This is a genomic window from Mesorhizobium sp. M8A.F.Ca.ET.218.01.1.1 (assembly GCF_004791165.1).
Lineage (GTDB): Bacteria > Pseudomonadota > Alphaproteobacteria > Rhizobiales > Rhizobiaceae > Mesorhizobium.
Genome location: NZ_SRUZ01000001.1, coordinates 831,127 through 844,446, shown reverse-complemented (window position 1 = coordinate 844,446; position 13,320 = coordinate 831,127). Strand labels below are relative to the sequence as shown.

Below are 13,320 nucleotides of genomic sequence, written 5' to 3'. Positions count from 1 at the left end.
TGCCGGTCGGATCCGGGCCGTGGCCCGGATCCAGCAGGAGGATTGGAAGGTGTTAGGTCGCCCCGCTATTTGATAGCGTCCCAGCTCTTCTGGATGTCGGTGGCGACATCCTGGGCGGACTTGCCGCCGACCAGGTCGATCATGCCGGTCCAGAACGAGCCGGCACCGACCTTGCCGGGCATCAGGTCGGAGCCGTCGAAGCGCACCGTCGTGGCGCCGACCAGGATCTCGCCCTGCTTCTTCAGCGCATCGCTGCCATAGGCGTCCTTGTTGGCTCCCTTGAAGGGGGTGACGAAGCTCTTCTGCGCCATCCACAATTCATGCGCGAGCGGCATCTGCAGGAATTTGATGAATTCGCGCGACGCCTTGGAATCCTTGGTGATCATCACCAGCGTTCCGGCCACTTCCAGCGGCGTTCCCAGTTCCGGCTTGGAGGCGTAAGGCGGGTAGGGGAAGAAGTCCGCATCCTGGCCGAGCTTCACGCCCTCCGGGAAGAAGGAGGGGATGAACGATGCCTGATGGTGCATGTAGCACTTCGGCGGCACGGTGAAGAGTCCCTTCGGGCTGTCGCGGAAGTCGGTCGCCGCGACTGCCTTGGCGCCGCCGTCCACCATCTTGTCGTCGGTGGCGATCTTGCCGAAGATGTCGATGGCGTTGACCACCGCCGGATCGGTGAACGGGATCTCGTTCTTCACCCACTTGTCGTAGACTTCGGGCGGCTGCGTGCGCAGCATGATGTCCTCGACCCAGTCGGTCGCCGGCCAGCCCGTCGCGCCGCCCGAACCAAGCCCGATGCACCACGGCTTGCCGCCATCGGCGATGATCTTCTTTTCGAGCTCCGCCAGTTCTTCCTGCGTCTTCGGCACCTTGTAGCCGGCTTCCTCGAAATTGTCGGGCGAGTACCAGACCAGCCCCTTCACGTCGATCTTGTAGGGAAAGGCATAGAAGCCCGGCTTGCCGTCCTTGCCGTTGTAGGTGCCGAGCTTGGCCCAGGAGTCGCCGGCGGCGTAATTCTCCTTGACCCAAGCCGCGACGTCGTCGCCCAGCGGGGTCAGCACGCCCTTGGAAGCAAGGTCCTGGATGAGGCCCGGCTGCGGCAGCACGGCGATGTTGGGCGGGCTGCCGGCCTGGGTGTCGATGACGATCTGCTGCTCGTAATTCTCGGACGAGGAATATTTGACCTCCGCGCCGGTGGCTTCGGAGAAATAATCGAGTACCGACCGCACAAGCGTCTCGTCCTCGCCACGCCACGGTCCGAAGATCGACAGAGTCTCGCCCTTGAGGTCGACTTTCTTGAGATCTTCGTAATTCGCCCAGTTGAAGCGCTTGTCCTCGCCCGGCTTGAACTTCAGTTCGGCATGCGCGGGCGCGCTCAGGGCGAATGCGGCAGACGCAACACCCAGCAAAAGCATTTTCTTCATCGGTATTCCTCCCAGTGGGTCACACACTCACCGGACGGAACCTCCATTCCGCCCGCCGACGCCGCAGGACTGTGACTCAGTCGCAAGGGAACCGCAACCTTTCGAAGAGTCTTCCAAAGCGCTTTGGCTTCGCCGATCTCGCCATTGAATCGATCAGGAGTCAAGAGGGCCTGCGGACTAATCGATTTAATTGCCTGCAGCCAGGGCTCGAAAAAGTGCGTCGCAACATACTTTTTTGGCAATGCGACAGCAATTCTTGTTTCAAACCCAGCCCCGGCACGCTTATGGTCTCTGCGATATGGCCGCGTCGCGGACGGTAGTTGGGTCGATTCAATCTAAAAGCGCTTTGAGGCGGGGAGGCCTCTCGTGAACCTCAAGCAACTTGCGCATATGCTGGCGCTTTCGCAGACCACGGTTAGCCGGGCGCTGAACGGCTACCCCGAAGTCAACGAGGAAACCCGCAGGCGCGTCATGGACGCCGCCAAGCGCCACGGCTATCGCCCCAATCCGAGCGCGCGCCGGCTGGCCACGGGCAAGTCCGGAATGATCGGCTATGTCCTGCCGACGGGTGCGGCCGTCGACATCGACCCGCACTTCGTCGAATTTCTGTCCGGCCTGGGCGACTATGCCCGCTCGCACGAACTCGACCTCGTGTTGTCGCCGGCTGATGCCGACGATCAGGAGACGACCTACCGGCGTATCGTCGCCAACCGGCAGGTCGACGCCGTCTACATCTCTTCGCCCAGGCCCGCCGACCGGCGCGTGGCGCTGGTCAACACGCTCGGCATTCCTTTCATCGTCCATGGCCGCAGCGAGGGTTTCGATTTCGACTATCCCTATCTCGACATCGACAATGAAGGCGCTTTCCACGAGGCGGCCCGGCTGCTCGTCCAGCTCGGCCATCGGCGGCTGGCGCTGATCAACGGCGATGACAGGGAAACCTTCGCCATTCACCGCGAGCGCGGCCTGCGCCGGGCGCTGGCCGCGAGCGGCCTGACATTGGGCGATCGCCATGTCTGCTCCGTCGTCATGACCGAGGAGAATGGCTATCGCGCTGCCCGGCGCCTGCTCGAACAGGACGGCGCGCCGACGGCAATCGCCTGCTCCAGCCTGATCATGGCGCTCGGCGTCGTGCGCGCGGTGCGTGATCTCGGGCTCAGCATTCCCGGCGACGTCTCGCTGATTGCCCATGACGACGTCTTTCCCTGGCTGAAGCCGGAGAATTTTTCCGTGCCGCTGTCCACGACGCGCTCGTCGATCCGGCTGGCCGGCGCACGCATTGCCGAGCGGCTGGCGGCACGCATATCGGGGCTGGAGGAGGGCGCCCGCGGCGAGGTCTGGCCGGTCGACCTGGTGGTGCGGGCGTCCGTGGCTGGCGCGCCTGCCTAGCTCGCGGATTTGAGATGATCGATGAAGGCGCGCAGCTTCGGCAGGACCTGGCGCTTGCCGGGATGATAGAGGAAGACACCCGGCGTCGTCGCCGAGAGGCCCTCTAGAACGGGCTTTAGTTTTCCCTGGGCAATCGGACCCTCGGCAATGGGTCGAGGCGTTTGCGCCAATCCAACGCCTTGCATCGCGGCCCCCAGCAACGTCGGATAGTCATGCGCGATCAGCGGGCCCGAGACGATCGCCTCGATCGTTTCGTTGCCGTCGACGAAGGACCAGGGCGCGATGGCGCCGTTCGAGCGGCGCAAGCGCAAGCAGGCGTGGTGGCGGAGATCCTCGACATGCGCGGGATAGCCATGGTGCTCAAAATAGTCCGCGCTGCCGACGACGACGAAGCTGAACGGCGGCGTCAGCCGCACCGCGACCATGTCCGGCGCGACGAATTGGCCGAGGCGGATGCCGGCGTCGAACCCGCCGTTCGCGAGATCGACCATCTCGTCGCTCGCGGCGATCTCCAGCTCGATCTCGGGATAGGCTCGGCAGAACGACGCGATCATCGGCTCCAGGATCAGCGGCACGACGGCCCGGGGCACGGACAGGCGTAGCAGTCCGGTTGGCCGCTGGCCGACATCTCGGGCGGCTTCGCCGGCCGAGACGAGTTCTTCGAAGGCAGGGCCGGCGCGGTCAAGAAACCGCTGACCGGGCTCGGTCAAGCCGACGCTGCGCGTCGTGCGGACGAACAGCGCGGTGCCCAAGCGCGCTTCCAGCGCGCGCACCGCCTGGCTCACGGCGGACGGCGTCACGCCGAGATCCGCGGCGGCGCGGCGGAAGTTGCGGTGCCTGGCGACAGCCAGGAACGCCTCGACGCCCTCCAGCGCACCATGACGGACTGTGTAGTTCTGCTTCATAGGTCGTTGTGATTACAGGGGATAGTCGAATTATGGAAGCGGGCTTAGGTAGTAGGTCGAAGCACGGAGACATCTTGCAATGACCAATGAACTCGATGGGGTGCGCGACCATTATCGCGCGACCGGCCTGACTGAGCGGCTGAAGACCGTACTGGCCGCCCTTGGTCCAGCGGACCAGCTTCTCACGCCACAGCAATTGGGTACCCTCGACCAGTTTCACACGCGTGGGCTTGCTGCCACCGCCGAGCTTGCCCAATTGGCGGGGGTCGCCGCCGATATGTCGGTCCTGGACGTCGGCTCGGGCATCGGCGGGCCGGCGCGCTTTCTGGCTGCGACCTATGGCTGCCGGGTTACTGGCGTGGACCTCAGCGCGCCTTTCGTGGAAGCCGCACGCTATCTGACCGAACGCACGGGACAGAGCGGGCAGCTGTCGTTCCAGGCCGCCAATGCCCTGGAGCTTCCGTTCGACGACGGCCGTTTCGACATCGTGTTGCTGCAGCATGTGGCGATGAACATCTCCAACCGGGCGCGGCTCTATCACGAGACCAGGCGCGTGTTGAAGTCAGGCGGCCGGTTTGCCACGTTCGACGTCGCATTGGGCAAGGGTGAACCGCACTATCCGCTCCCCTGGGCACGAATGCCGGCGACGAGCTTCCTCCTGACAGCCGACGCGACGCGCGCGGCGATCGAAGCGGCCGGCTTCCGCGTGCTCGCATGGCAAGACGACACTGAGGCCGCCAGAGCCTGGTTCGCGCAACTGCGCGCATCGGGGCCGCCGCCTTCGCCAAATCTCGGCGTGGTGATGGGGCCGGACTTCGCCGAGCTTACGACCAACCTGGGTCGAAATCTCATGCAGGGCCGGCTCGGCATCCTGACCGCGGTGTTCGAAGCAGTGTGAACCGGCTGTCGGGAAGACCTCAGATGTCCACGGAAGTCCTATTTCAAACCCATCTCGTTCTGGGCTATGTCGCATGGCTGCTTTGCTTCGGCGCGTATATCTGGCCCTGGCTCCGGCAAATGGACCCGGTCGCAGCACAACGCGCCATCGCCACCCTGCACAGCTTCCGCTTCTTCGAGCTCGTCTTCATCCTCCCGGGCGTCGTGGGTTCCAACTTGCCTGCCGGCTTCGCCGCATTCGCCGCCTACGGCGACTTCGCAACAGGGGTGCTGGCCATGCTGGCATTGCTCACGGTGCGGATACCTCGGCTCTTCTGGCCGTTCGTCGTCGCCTTCAACCTTTTCGGGATGGTCGATCTGCTAGTCGACTATTATCATGCCACGCAGCTCGGCCTTCCCGCACACGCGGAACAATTCGGCGCCACCTATGCGATCCCGATCATCTATGTGCCGCTGCTTATGATCACGCACATCGCCGCGTCTTGGTTCCTGCTCCGGCCCCGGCAACGCGCGGCCTGAGCCGTCACGGGCTACTCCTTCGCCGTCTGTGCGGCCTTGATGTCCAGCAGCCCATAGCCGAAATCATTGTCGCGGCCCTTCGGGCCAAGATCCCTGGCGGTGGCGGCCAGTGCCTTCTCGATGTCGTCGGCCGAGCGCTCGGGGGCGGCGTGGATGAGGTTGGCGATGGCGCCGCTGACGATTGCCGCGGCAAACGAGGTGCCCGTGACGACGTCCGAGCCGGCGCCGCTCGGCGCCACCATCTTGACCCCCGGCGCCGAGATGAAGACATAGGCGCCGCGATTGGCCTGCGGCATCAATCCGTCCTTGGCGTCGGTGGCCGTTACCGCAATGACGCCGTCAAAGGCGGCCGGGTAGCCATAGGGCGCCTTCGGCCCGTTGTTGCCGGCCGCCGCGACCAGCACCATGCCGAGCGCGCGGGCATTGCGGCAGGCAGTACCGAGCAGGTCGTTCTTCGGGCCGACGAAGCTCATATTGATGATGCTGACATTCTGGTCCGCCGCCCAGTCGAGCGCCGACAGGATGACGTCCATGGTCGACTTGCCGCCCTCGAAGGCGCGTGCGTGGTAGATCCTGGCGCCCGGCGCCATGCCTTCCAGCGCGCCGACGCCGGCAATCAGCCCGTCGACCGAGGTGCCGTGATCGCGCTTTTCGATCGGCACGCCGGGCATCGCATCGAACTGCACGGCGATGACGCCGGCCAGAGCCGGATTGGTGTCGTCGATGCCGGTATCGATGACGGCGACACGGACGTTTTCGCCACTGGCCTGTTTGGCGTCGAGCGCGATGCGGTCGAAGGCATAGTTGACGATGCCGGCCGCTTGCTGCAGCGAATAGATATGGTTGGGCTCGCGGCGCTGCGTGCGGCCGTCGGCGGCAAGCTGCGCCAGCACGACGCCGACCGGGCGGCCGTCGGGAATGCCGAAGCGCACCACAATGGTGCCAAGCAGCCGGGACTGGCGCTGCGAGCGCACTTCGAGGCCGAAGGAGGCGGCGATCTGCTGCACCGCGCCGGCATCGCCATCGACGGTCACCAGCACCTCGTCGGGCACGAATTCGCCGGTCACGGCGCGCGGCGGCTGAACGGCGATGAGATCGGTCGGCGAGACGATCGCTCCGCCCGACGGCGGGCCGGCCTGGTTGCCTGCAACTGGTGCCGCGGGCTCCGGCCGTGGTGTCGGCACCGGTGCCGGGGGAGCGGCCGGGTTGGGGAAGAGGTCGACGATCAGGGCGGGCAGAAAAACGGCGCCGGCCTCTGCCGCACCCGACCCGCCCTTGGCGCCGCCGTCCTTGACGCAGTCGGCTGCCGTCGCATTGGCCTCGTCGCTACAATCGATTTTCGCCCGGTCCGGATTGGTGGCGTTGGTCTGCGCCGACGCAGGCACGGTGACGATTGCCATCGCCGCCAAAGCAATTCCAAGAAAAGTGCGTAGCGGTTTTCTCGGGAAAAGCGCAAAGCGCTTTCCCTTGGGAATTGCATCAAAACAAAAAGATAGAGCAGTCCATCGTTTTCGCGAAACGGTGAACCGCTCTCGCATTGCCGCAAATCGAATGACCGCCTTAGCCGCCATCAACGGGCTTCCTTCCCTCGATCACGGTCTCCGCGAAAGGCTGGGCTGCAATAAGGCCGCGCGCCTTCTCGTAGTCGGCGGCGGTCGTCGCCGGAATGGCGAGCCTGAAGACGCCGTCGGCGGTCGGACCACCGATGATCTTGAGCTTGTTGGTGTCGAGGAAGACGGCAATATCGGCCATCCTGGCGTCCGGTTTGAACTTGACCAGGGCGAACGGCATCTTCGCCAGATCGTCTTCAGTGCCGGCGATCTCGAAATTGCCGCCCTTGCCGCCTGGCTGCACCAGCGATTGCACCGCGATCAAGGCCAGCAGGACCGCGGCCGTCGCCCAGGCGACGCCAACCGGCACCGCCATGAAGCGGTCCCAGGCCCGCGCCAGCCAGGACGCGCTTGCCCGCGCCCGAGCCGGCCCTGCCTCCGCGTCCAGCGCCTTGGCGAAGCGGCTGAGCGCATCGGCCGGTGGACGGATCGCCTCGTTGGCCGCCGCCGTGCCGGAGAACTCGGCTTCCGCCTCGCCAAGCGCGGCAAGTGCCGCGGGATCGTTGGCCAGCCATTCTTCGATGGCTTCCAGATCCGAACCTTCGAGCGAACCGTTCAGGTAGAACGGCAGCAACGTTTCCATTTCGTCGCGGCGCGACATCTTTTCAGCGGCGCTCATGGCCACCCCCTGTCGTAACCGGCGGCCTTCAGGGCTTCGCCGAGTTTCTTGCGGGCATAGAACATCCGGGTCTTGACGGTCGCGACCGGGATGTCGAGCACCTGCGCGATCTCGGTCACCGATTGCCCTTGATAATAGGCGAGGTCGATCACCGTGCGGTGCTCCTCGGGCAGGGCGTCGATGAGGCGGCGCAAGGCGGCCGCCTTGTCCTCCTTCATGGTGACGACCTCGGGCGTATCGGCGCTGTCGGGCACCGCGGCGGCGGCCTCGTCGTCGATCCAGTCTTCCTTCTTCTTGCGCAGCAGCGAGAGCGCCTTGAAGCGGGCGATGCCGAGCAGCCATGTCGAGACTTCGGAGCGCCCTTCGAAGCCCGGCGCCTGGCGCCACAGTTCGAGGAACACCTCGTTCGCGATATCGTCAGCCATCATTTCCGATCCCGTCTGGCGCGCCACGAAGCGGTAAATCCGCGCGTGGTGACGCATGAACAGGAGCCGCACGGCAGCCCGGTCGCCCTTCGCGACCCGGTCGACAAGCGCGCGATCGGTCTCCGCCGCCGCCGTCATGGCCGGTTGAGCCGCCTGGCCCCTGTCTGCTCTGTCGCCGATCGGTCCAAAAAGGTTCATCCTCCGCCAAGGAATTTTCGGAGGCTATCCGAAGAAAGTTTGTCTTGCCAGAGCCGCGCATTTTTCCTTCTCCCCTTGTGGGAGAAGGTGTCGCCGAAGGCGACGGATGAGGGGTGTTCCAGCGGAGTGAGGCGTTGGTGTTTCCTGGAACACCCCTCATCCGTCTCGGCGCTCCGCGCCGATCCACCTTCTCCCACAAGGGGAGAAGGGAAGATCGCCGCACTAATCCAAAAACGGCTTGGCCTTCATCGTCTCGGGTATTGCCACGCCCAGCCGCTTCAGCACGGTCGGTGCAAGCTGCAGCTGGTCGAGCAGCGTGTCGGCCTGCGGTCCCTTGCCGGCGCCGAAATAATAGTGCGCGAAATCCTGCATCTCGTCGTCATGGCCGCCATGGTGGCCACGGTCGGTCTGGCCGTGGTCGGCGGTGACCATGACCTCGTAGCCGGCCTCGATCCAGCCCGGCAGGAAGGCCGCCAGCATGCCGTCCATGGCGTAGCAGGCATAGTCCATCTCGTGGCAGTCATGGCCGAAACGGTGGCCCATCGAGTCCAGCGTGCAGGTGTGCAGGATGCCGTAGTCGATGCCATGGCGCCGGGTGAGCATGGTAAGCGTCGCGAACAGGTCGACATCGCTCGGCGTCATCTGGTTCTTGAGATTGTAGCCGGTCATGGTGTGGAAGCGGCCATGCGTGATCGGCCCACCAGGCTCATCATACTCCATGTCCTCGACGAGGTCGAACGGGTAGGAGCGGAAGAATTCGGACCAGTAGGAATGGGTGACCGCACCTGTCTTGCCGCCGGCCTTGCTGACTTCCGAGAAGATGTCGGGCTGCCCGACGCGAAACCGTTTCTCGTTGGACAGGATGCCGTGCACCTGCGGCGACACGCCGGTGTGGATCGAGGCATAGCAGCAGGCCGAGGTCGACGGCAGCACCGAGCGCATCTTCCACACCCGCGCCTCGCCCGACTGCACCCAGCCTTCGAGATTGCCCATCAGCCGGCGCCAGTTCCGGTAGGGAACGCCGTCGAGGATGATCAGCAGAAGCTTGGATCGGATCGCCACGGGCTGCTCCATGCGATTGTTTGTTGAAACGAGTGCGCCGCGTGTCGTCAGGACACGCGGCGCTTTTCACTATGAGAGGGATGTCAGGCGTTCAGCCAGCACTCGGCGAGCGCGTAACCATCCATCATTTCGCCGATCGGGCTCTTGGCGAAGCCGCCGATCTTGTTGGTGGCGGCGGCGTCGATGAACTGGTTGAAGAACGGCACGATCAGGCCGCCTTCGTCGCGCATCAGCACCGCCATGTCGTGGTAGATCGCCTTGCGCTTGTCCTGGTCGAGCTCGCCGCGCGCCGCAAACAGCATCTTGTCGAACTCCGGCCGCTTGAAGCGTGTGTCGTTCCAGTCGGCGGTCGAGACATAGCCGGTGGAGTACATCTGGTCCTGCGTGGCGCGTCCGCCCCAATAGGAGAGCGAGAAGGGCTGCTTGTTCCAGACTTCCGACCAGTAGCCGTCGCCCGGCTCGCGCTTGATCTCAATCTTGATGCCGGCCTTGGCGGCGCTCTGCTGGTAGAGCTGGGCTGCATCGACGGCACCAGGGAAGGCGACATCGGAGGTACGCAGCAGGATCGAACCGCTGTGGCCGGACTTCTTGTAGAGCGCAGCCGCCTTTTCCGGGTCGAACTTGCGCTGTTCGATGGCGGTAAACAGGGGATAGGCCTCATTGATCGGGAAGTCGTTGCCGACCGAACCATAGCCGCGGAGGATCTTCTCCAGCATCTCGTCACGATCCATGGCGAGCTTCAGCGCCATCCGGAGATCGTTGCTGTCGAAGGGCGCCGTGTCACAGAACATGTTGAACGGATAATAGCCCTTGCCGGACGCATTCTCGATGCTGACGCCGGGAATGCGCTTGACCAGGTCGACGACCTTTGGCTCAACGCGGTTGATCATGTGGACCTGGCCGCCCTGCAGCGCGGCCAGACGGGCCGTCGCGTCATTGATGACGACGATCTCGACCTGGTCGGCATGGCCGGCCTTGTCGCCCTGCCAGTAATTGGCGAAGCGCTCGCCGCCATGGCGAACGCCCGGCTGGTTGACGGTCACCTTGTAAGGCCCGGCGCTGATGCCGGCATTCGGGTTGTCCTTGCCGCCATTCGGCTGGATGACGAGGTGGTAGTCGGCCATCAGATATGGGAAGTCGGCATCGGCGTCGCCGAGCGTGAAGATAACTTCCTTGCCGCTCGCCTTGACGCCCTTGATGTTCTTGAGAATGCCGAGCGCGCCCGACTTCGATTTCTCGTCGGCATGGCGCTCGATGGTGGCGGCGACGTCCTCGGCGCCAACCGTCTTGCCGTTATGGAATTCGATGCCGTCGCGAATCTTGATCGTCCATGTCTTGGCATCCTTGGAGGCGCCGATATCCTCGGCGATCAGGTTCACCAGTTTGTTGTCGGGGGTGAGACGGACAAGATACTCGCCCCACTGCTTGCCGAAGCTGAAAGTGACCTGGCTGAGGTTCAGCGCCGGGTCGAGGCTGTTGGTCGATTCACCGCCTTGCAGGCCGGCCTTGAGGATGCCGCCCTTGACCGGGCTCTGCGCGAAGGCTTTCCCGGCCAGCGTCGTTGCCAGCGCGGCGGACACGCCAAGTGCCGCTGTGCGGCCAAGAAAGTCGCGACGCGATATCCGGCCCTGGCCAGCGAGTTCAGCGAGATGGTCGAGTTCAGTCTTCATGTCCTGCCCCTTGTTGAAAATAACGTCACACCAGTGGCGCCCGTCCGGAGGACGTGTGGCGCCCTAGTGCTGCATGCGGATGACGGCCGCCATCTCCCCGGCTGGCGGCAGCTGGCTGATTAGTTCCCCGCGCTGGCCATGCGCCGCCCCTTGATCGCCTTTTCCAACCAGCCGATCTCCATCTCCGGAACAGACGACAACAACAGGTCGGTATAGGCGTCGAAGGGCGGTGTGAGCACCTTGCTCTTGGAGCCGTAGCGCACCACTTCGCCGCGATACATCACCGCGATCGAATCGGCGATCGACTTCACCGTCGCCAGATCGTGGGTGATGAACAGGTAGGCGACCTTTTCGTGCTGCTGCAGGTTGAGCAGCAGCTTGAGGATGCCGTTGGCCACCAACGGGTCGAGAGCCGATGTCACCTCGTCGCAGATGATCAGCTTCGGCTTGGCGGCGAGCGAGCGGGCGATGCAGACGCGCTGCTTCTGGCCCCCCGAAAGCTCGGCCGGATAGCGGTCGACGAAGCCCTTGCCCATCTCGATCTCGTCGAGCAGCTCGGCCACACGCCGGTCGCGTTCCCTGCCGCGGATGCCGAAATAGAATTCGAGCGGCCGGCCGATGATGGTGCCGACGGTCTGGCGCGGGTTCATCGCCACGTCGGCCATCTGGTAGATCATCTGCAACTGGCGCAGATCCTCCTTCGGCCGGTCGGCAAGCCGGTTGGCCAGCGGGCGCCCGTCGAAGGTCACATTGCCCTGCTCGGGCGGCAACAGGCCGGTGATGGCGCGCGCCAGCGTCGATTTACCGGAACCGGATTCGCCAACCACGGCCAGCGTCTGGCCCGGATAGATGTCGACCGAAACGTTCTTGAGCACTTTGACCTGGCCGCCGCCATAGGCGGCGGTGACGTTCTTGACCGACAGGAACGGTGTCGCGCCCGGATTCTGTTCGGCATGCTCTATCTCGTGCACCGAGACCAGCGCGTTGGTGTATTCCTGGCGAGGCTCCTTGATGATCTGGCGGGTGCCTCCCCATTCGACCAGCCGGCCGTGGCGCAGCACCATGATCTCGTCGGAGACCTGGGCGACGACGGCAAGGTCATGGGTGATGTAGAGCGCCGCCACATGGGTGTCGCGGATGGCGTCCTTGATCGCCGACAGCACGTCGATCTGCGTCGTCACGTCGAGCGCTGTGGTCGGCTCGTCGAAGACGATCAGGTCGGGTTCGGAGCACAGCGCCATCGCCGTCATGACGCGCTGCAGCTGGCCGCCCGACACCTGGTGCGGAAAGCGTTCGCCAATGGTTTCCGGATTGGGCAGGCTGAGCTTCTTGAACAGCGCGACGGCCCGCTTCTCGGCGTCCGCGCGCGTTGCCGTGCCATGCAGCAGCGTGGCTTCCACAACCTGGTCCATCAGCCTGTGCGCCGGATTGAAGGCGGCTGCCGCCGATTGCGCGACATAGCAGACCTCGCGGCCGCGCAGCTTGCGGAATTCGTCCTTGCCGCCCTTCAGGATGTCACGGCCGTTGAGAATGACTTCGCCGCCGGTGATGCGCACGCCGCCGCGGCCATAGCCCATCGACGACAGGCCGATCGTCGACTTGCCGGCGCCGGATTCGCCGATCAGGCCCAGCACCTTGCCCTTCTCCAGCGTCAGCGACACGTCGTGGACCAGCGTGATGGTCTTCGGCGCCTCACCAGGCGGATAGACCGTCGCCTCGATGCGCAAATTGCGGATGTCGAGCAGGGGAGTGGACTTTGCCTTGCCGTCAGCCATCAGCCGCGTCCTCCCTTCAGGCTTGTCGTGCGGTTCAGTACCCAGTCGGCCACTAGGTTGACCGAGATCGCCAGGGCCGCGATCGCGGCCGCGGGAATGAGCGCGGCGGCGATGCCGAAGACGATGCCGTCCTTGTTCTCCTTGACCATGCCGCCCCAGTCGGCGTCTGGCGGTTGCACGCCGAGACCGAGAAAGGACAGCGTCGACAGGAACAGCACCGCGTAGATAAAGCGCAGGCCGAGCTCGGAGACCAGCGGCGACAGCGCGTTGGGCAGGATCTCGCGGAAGATGATCCAGGCGCTGCCTTCGCCGCGCAGCTTGGCCGCTTCGACATAGTCCATGACGTTGATGTCGACGGCGACTGCGCGCGCCAGGCGATAGACGCGCGTCGAATCGAGAATGCCCATCACCAGGATCAGCGTCACCAGGTTGGTCGGCAGCACGGAGAGCACGACCAGGGCCATGATCAGTGTCGGGATCGACATCAGGAGATCGACGAGGCGGGACAGGATCGTGTCGAACCAGCCGCCGAACACAGCCGCCGAAAAACCCAGTATGGCGCCGAGCGAGAACGACAGCGCGGTGGCCAGCACGGCGATGAACAGGGTGATCCGGGCGCCGTAGATCATGCGCGACAAGAGATCGCGGCCGAGATTGTCGGTGCCAAGCCAATGCGCCGCCGACATCGGTTCCCAGACGTCGCCGACGATCTCGGCATTGTCGTGGGGCGAAATCCACGGCGCGAGGATCGCCGCGAGCACGAACAGGGCTGTCAGCACCAGGCCGATCAGAGCGGGGATGGGGATGCGTTTTATATCGAGCATGCCCGC

The 13,320-nt window shown here is 64.5% G+C and carries 12 protein-coding genes; 3 read left to right on the top strand and 9 right to left on the bottom strand.

Annotation, left to right across the window (positions count from 1 at the left end; all coding sequences use genetic code 11):
• Positions 1-65 precede the first annotated feature (65 nt).
• Positions 66-1,421 (bottom strand): ABC transporter substrate-binding protein, encoded by a 1,356-nt coding sequence (locus EN861_RS03980; protein WP_127275672.1) that lies wholly within the window; start codon positions 1,419-1,421, stop codon positions 66-68.
• A 366-nt stretch (positions 1,422-1,787) separates the two neighbouring features.
• On the opposite strand from EN861_RS03980, the gene EN861_RS03975 reads away from it, so the two are divergent.
• The gene (locus tag EN861_RS03975; RefSeq protein WP_135862485.1) at positions 1,788-2,810 is read left to right on the top strand and encodes a substrate-binding domain-containing protein; all 1,023 of its coding nucleotides are present in this window, start codon (positions 1,788-1,790) and stop codon (positions 2,808-2,810) included.
• On the opposite strand, the gene EN861_RS03970 is transcribed toward EN861_RS03975, so the two are convergent.
• The gene (locus EN861_RS03970; RefSeq protein WP_135862483.1) at positions 2,807-3,715 is read right to left on the bottom strand and encodes a LysR family transcriptional regulator; all 909 of its coding nucleotides are present in this window, start codon (positions 3,713-3,715) and stop codon (positions 2,807-2,809) included. The genes EN861_RS03975 and EN861_RS03970 overlap by 4 nt on opposite strands.
• A gap of 79 nt (positions 3,716-3,794) precedes the next feature.
• Here EN861_RS03970 and EN861_RS03965 point away from each other — a divergent pair, with 79 nt between their 5' ends.
• Together EN861_RS03965 and EN861_RS03960 are read left to right on the top strand one after the other, a co-directional pair.
• Positions 3,795-4,613, top strand: a complete 819-nt coding sequence (locus tag EN861_RS03965; protein WP_127275721.1) for a class I SAM-dependent methyltransferase — start codon at positions 3,795-3,797, stop codon at positions 4,611-4,613.
• Between the two features lie 23 nt (positions 4,614-4,636).
• On the top strand, positions 4,637-5,131 hold the full coding sequence (locus EN861_RS03960) for a hypothetical protein (protein ID WP_135862482.1): 495 nt from the start codon (positions 4,637-4,639) through the stop codon (positions 5,129-5,131).
• An 11-nt stretch (positions 5,132-5,142) separates the two neighbouring features.
• On the opposite strand, the gene EN861_RS03955 is transcribed toward EN861_RS03960, so the two are convergent.
• The 7 genes from EN861_RS03955 to EN861_RS03925 form a co-directional block, all read right to left on the bottom strand.
• On the bottom strand, positions 5,143-6,531 hold the full coding sequence (locus tag EN861_RS03955; protein WP_135862480.1) for a S8 family serine peptidase: 1,389 nt from the start codon (positions 6,529-6,531) through the stop codon (positions 5,143-5,145).
• A 160-nt stretch (positions 6,532-6,691) separates the two neighbouring features.
• The gene (locus tag EN861_RS03950; protein WP_127873357.1) at positions 6,692-7,360 is read right to left on the bottom strand and encodes an anti-sigma factor; all 669 of its coding nucleotides are present in this window, start codon (positions 7,358-7,360) and stop codon (positions 6,692-6,694) included.
• The gene (locus tag EN861_RS03945; RefSeq protein ID WP_127275725.1) at positions 7,357-7,923 is read right to left on the bottom strand and encodes a sigma-70 family RNA polymerase sigma factor; all 567 of its coding nucleotides are present in this window, start codon (positions 7,921-7,923) and stop codon (positions 7,357-7,359) included. Before EN861_RS03945 ends, EN861_RS03950 begins: the two co-directional genes overlap by 4 nt.
• A 282-nt stretch (positions 7,924-8,205) precedes the next feature.
• Positions 8,206-9,045: an alkaline phosphatase family protein gene (locus tag EN861_RS03940; RefSeq protein ID WP_135862478.1), complete on the bottom strand. Its 840-nt coding sequence runs from the start codon at positions 9,043-9,045 to the stop codon at positions 8,206-8,208.
• A gap of 83 nt (positions 9,046-9,128) precedes the next feature.
• Entirely contained in the window at positions 9,129-10,715 is a 1,587-nt protein-coding gene (locus EN861_RS03935; protein WP_135862476.1) for an ABC transporter substrate-binding protein, read from the bottom strand.
• Positions 10,716-10,834: 119 nt separating this feature from the next.
• Entirely contained in the window at positions 10,835-12,490 is a 1,656-nt protein-coding gene (locus EN861_RS03930) for an ABC transporter ATP-binding protein (RefSeq protein ID WP_135862473.1), read from the bottom strand.
• Positions 12,490-13,314 (bottom strand): ABC transporter permease, encoded by an 825-nt coding sequence (locus EN861_RS03925; RefSeq protein ID WP_127275728.1) that lies wholly within the window; start codon positions 13,312-13,314, stop codon positions 12,490-12,492. Before EN861_RS03925 ends, EN861_RS03930 begins: the two co-directional genes overlap by 1 nt.
• Positions 13,315-13,320: the final 6 nt, after the last annotated feature.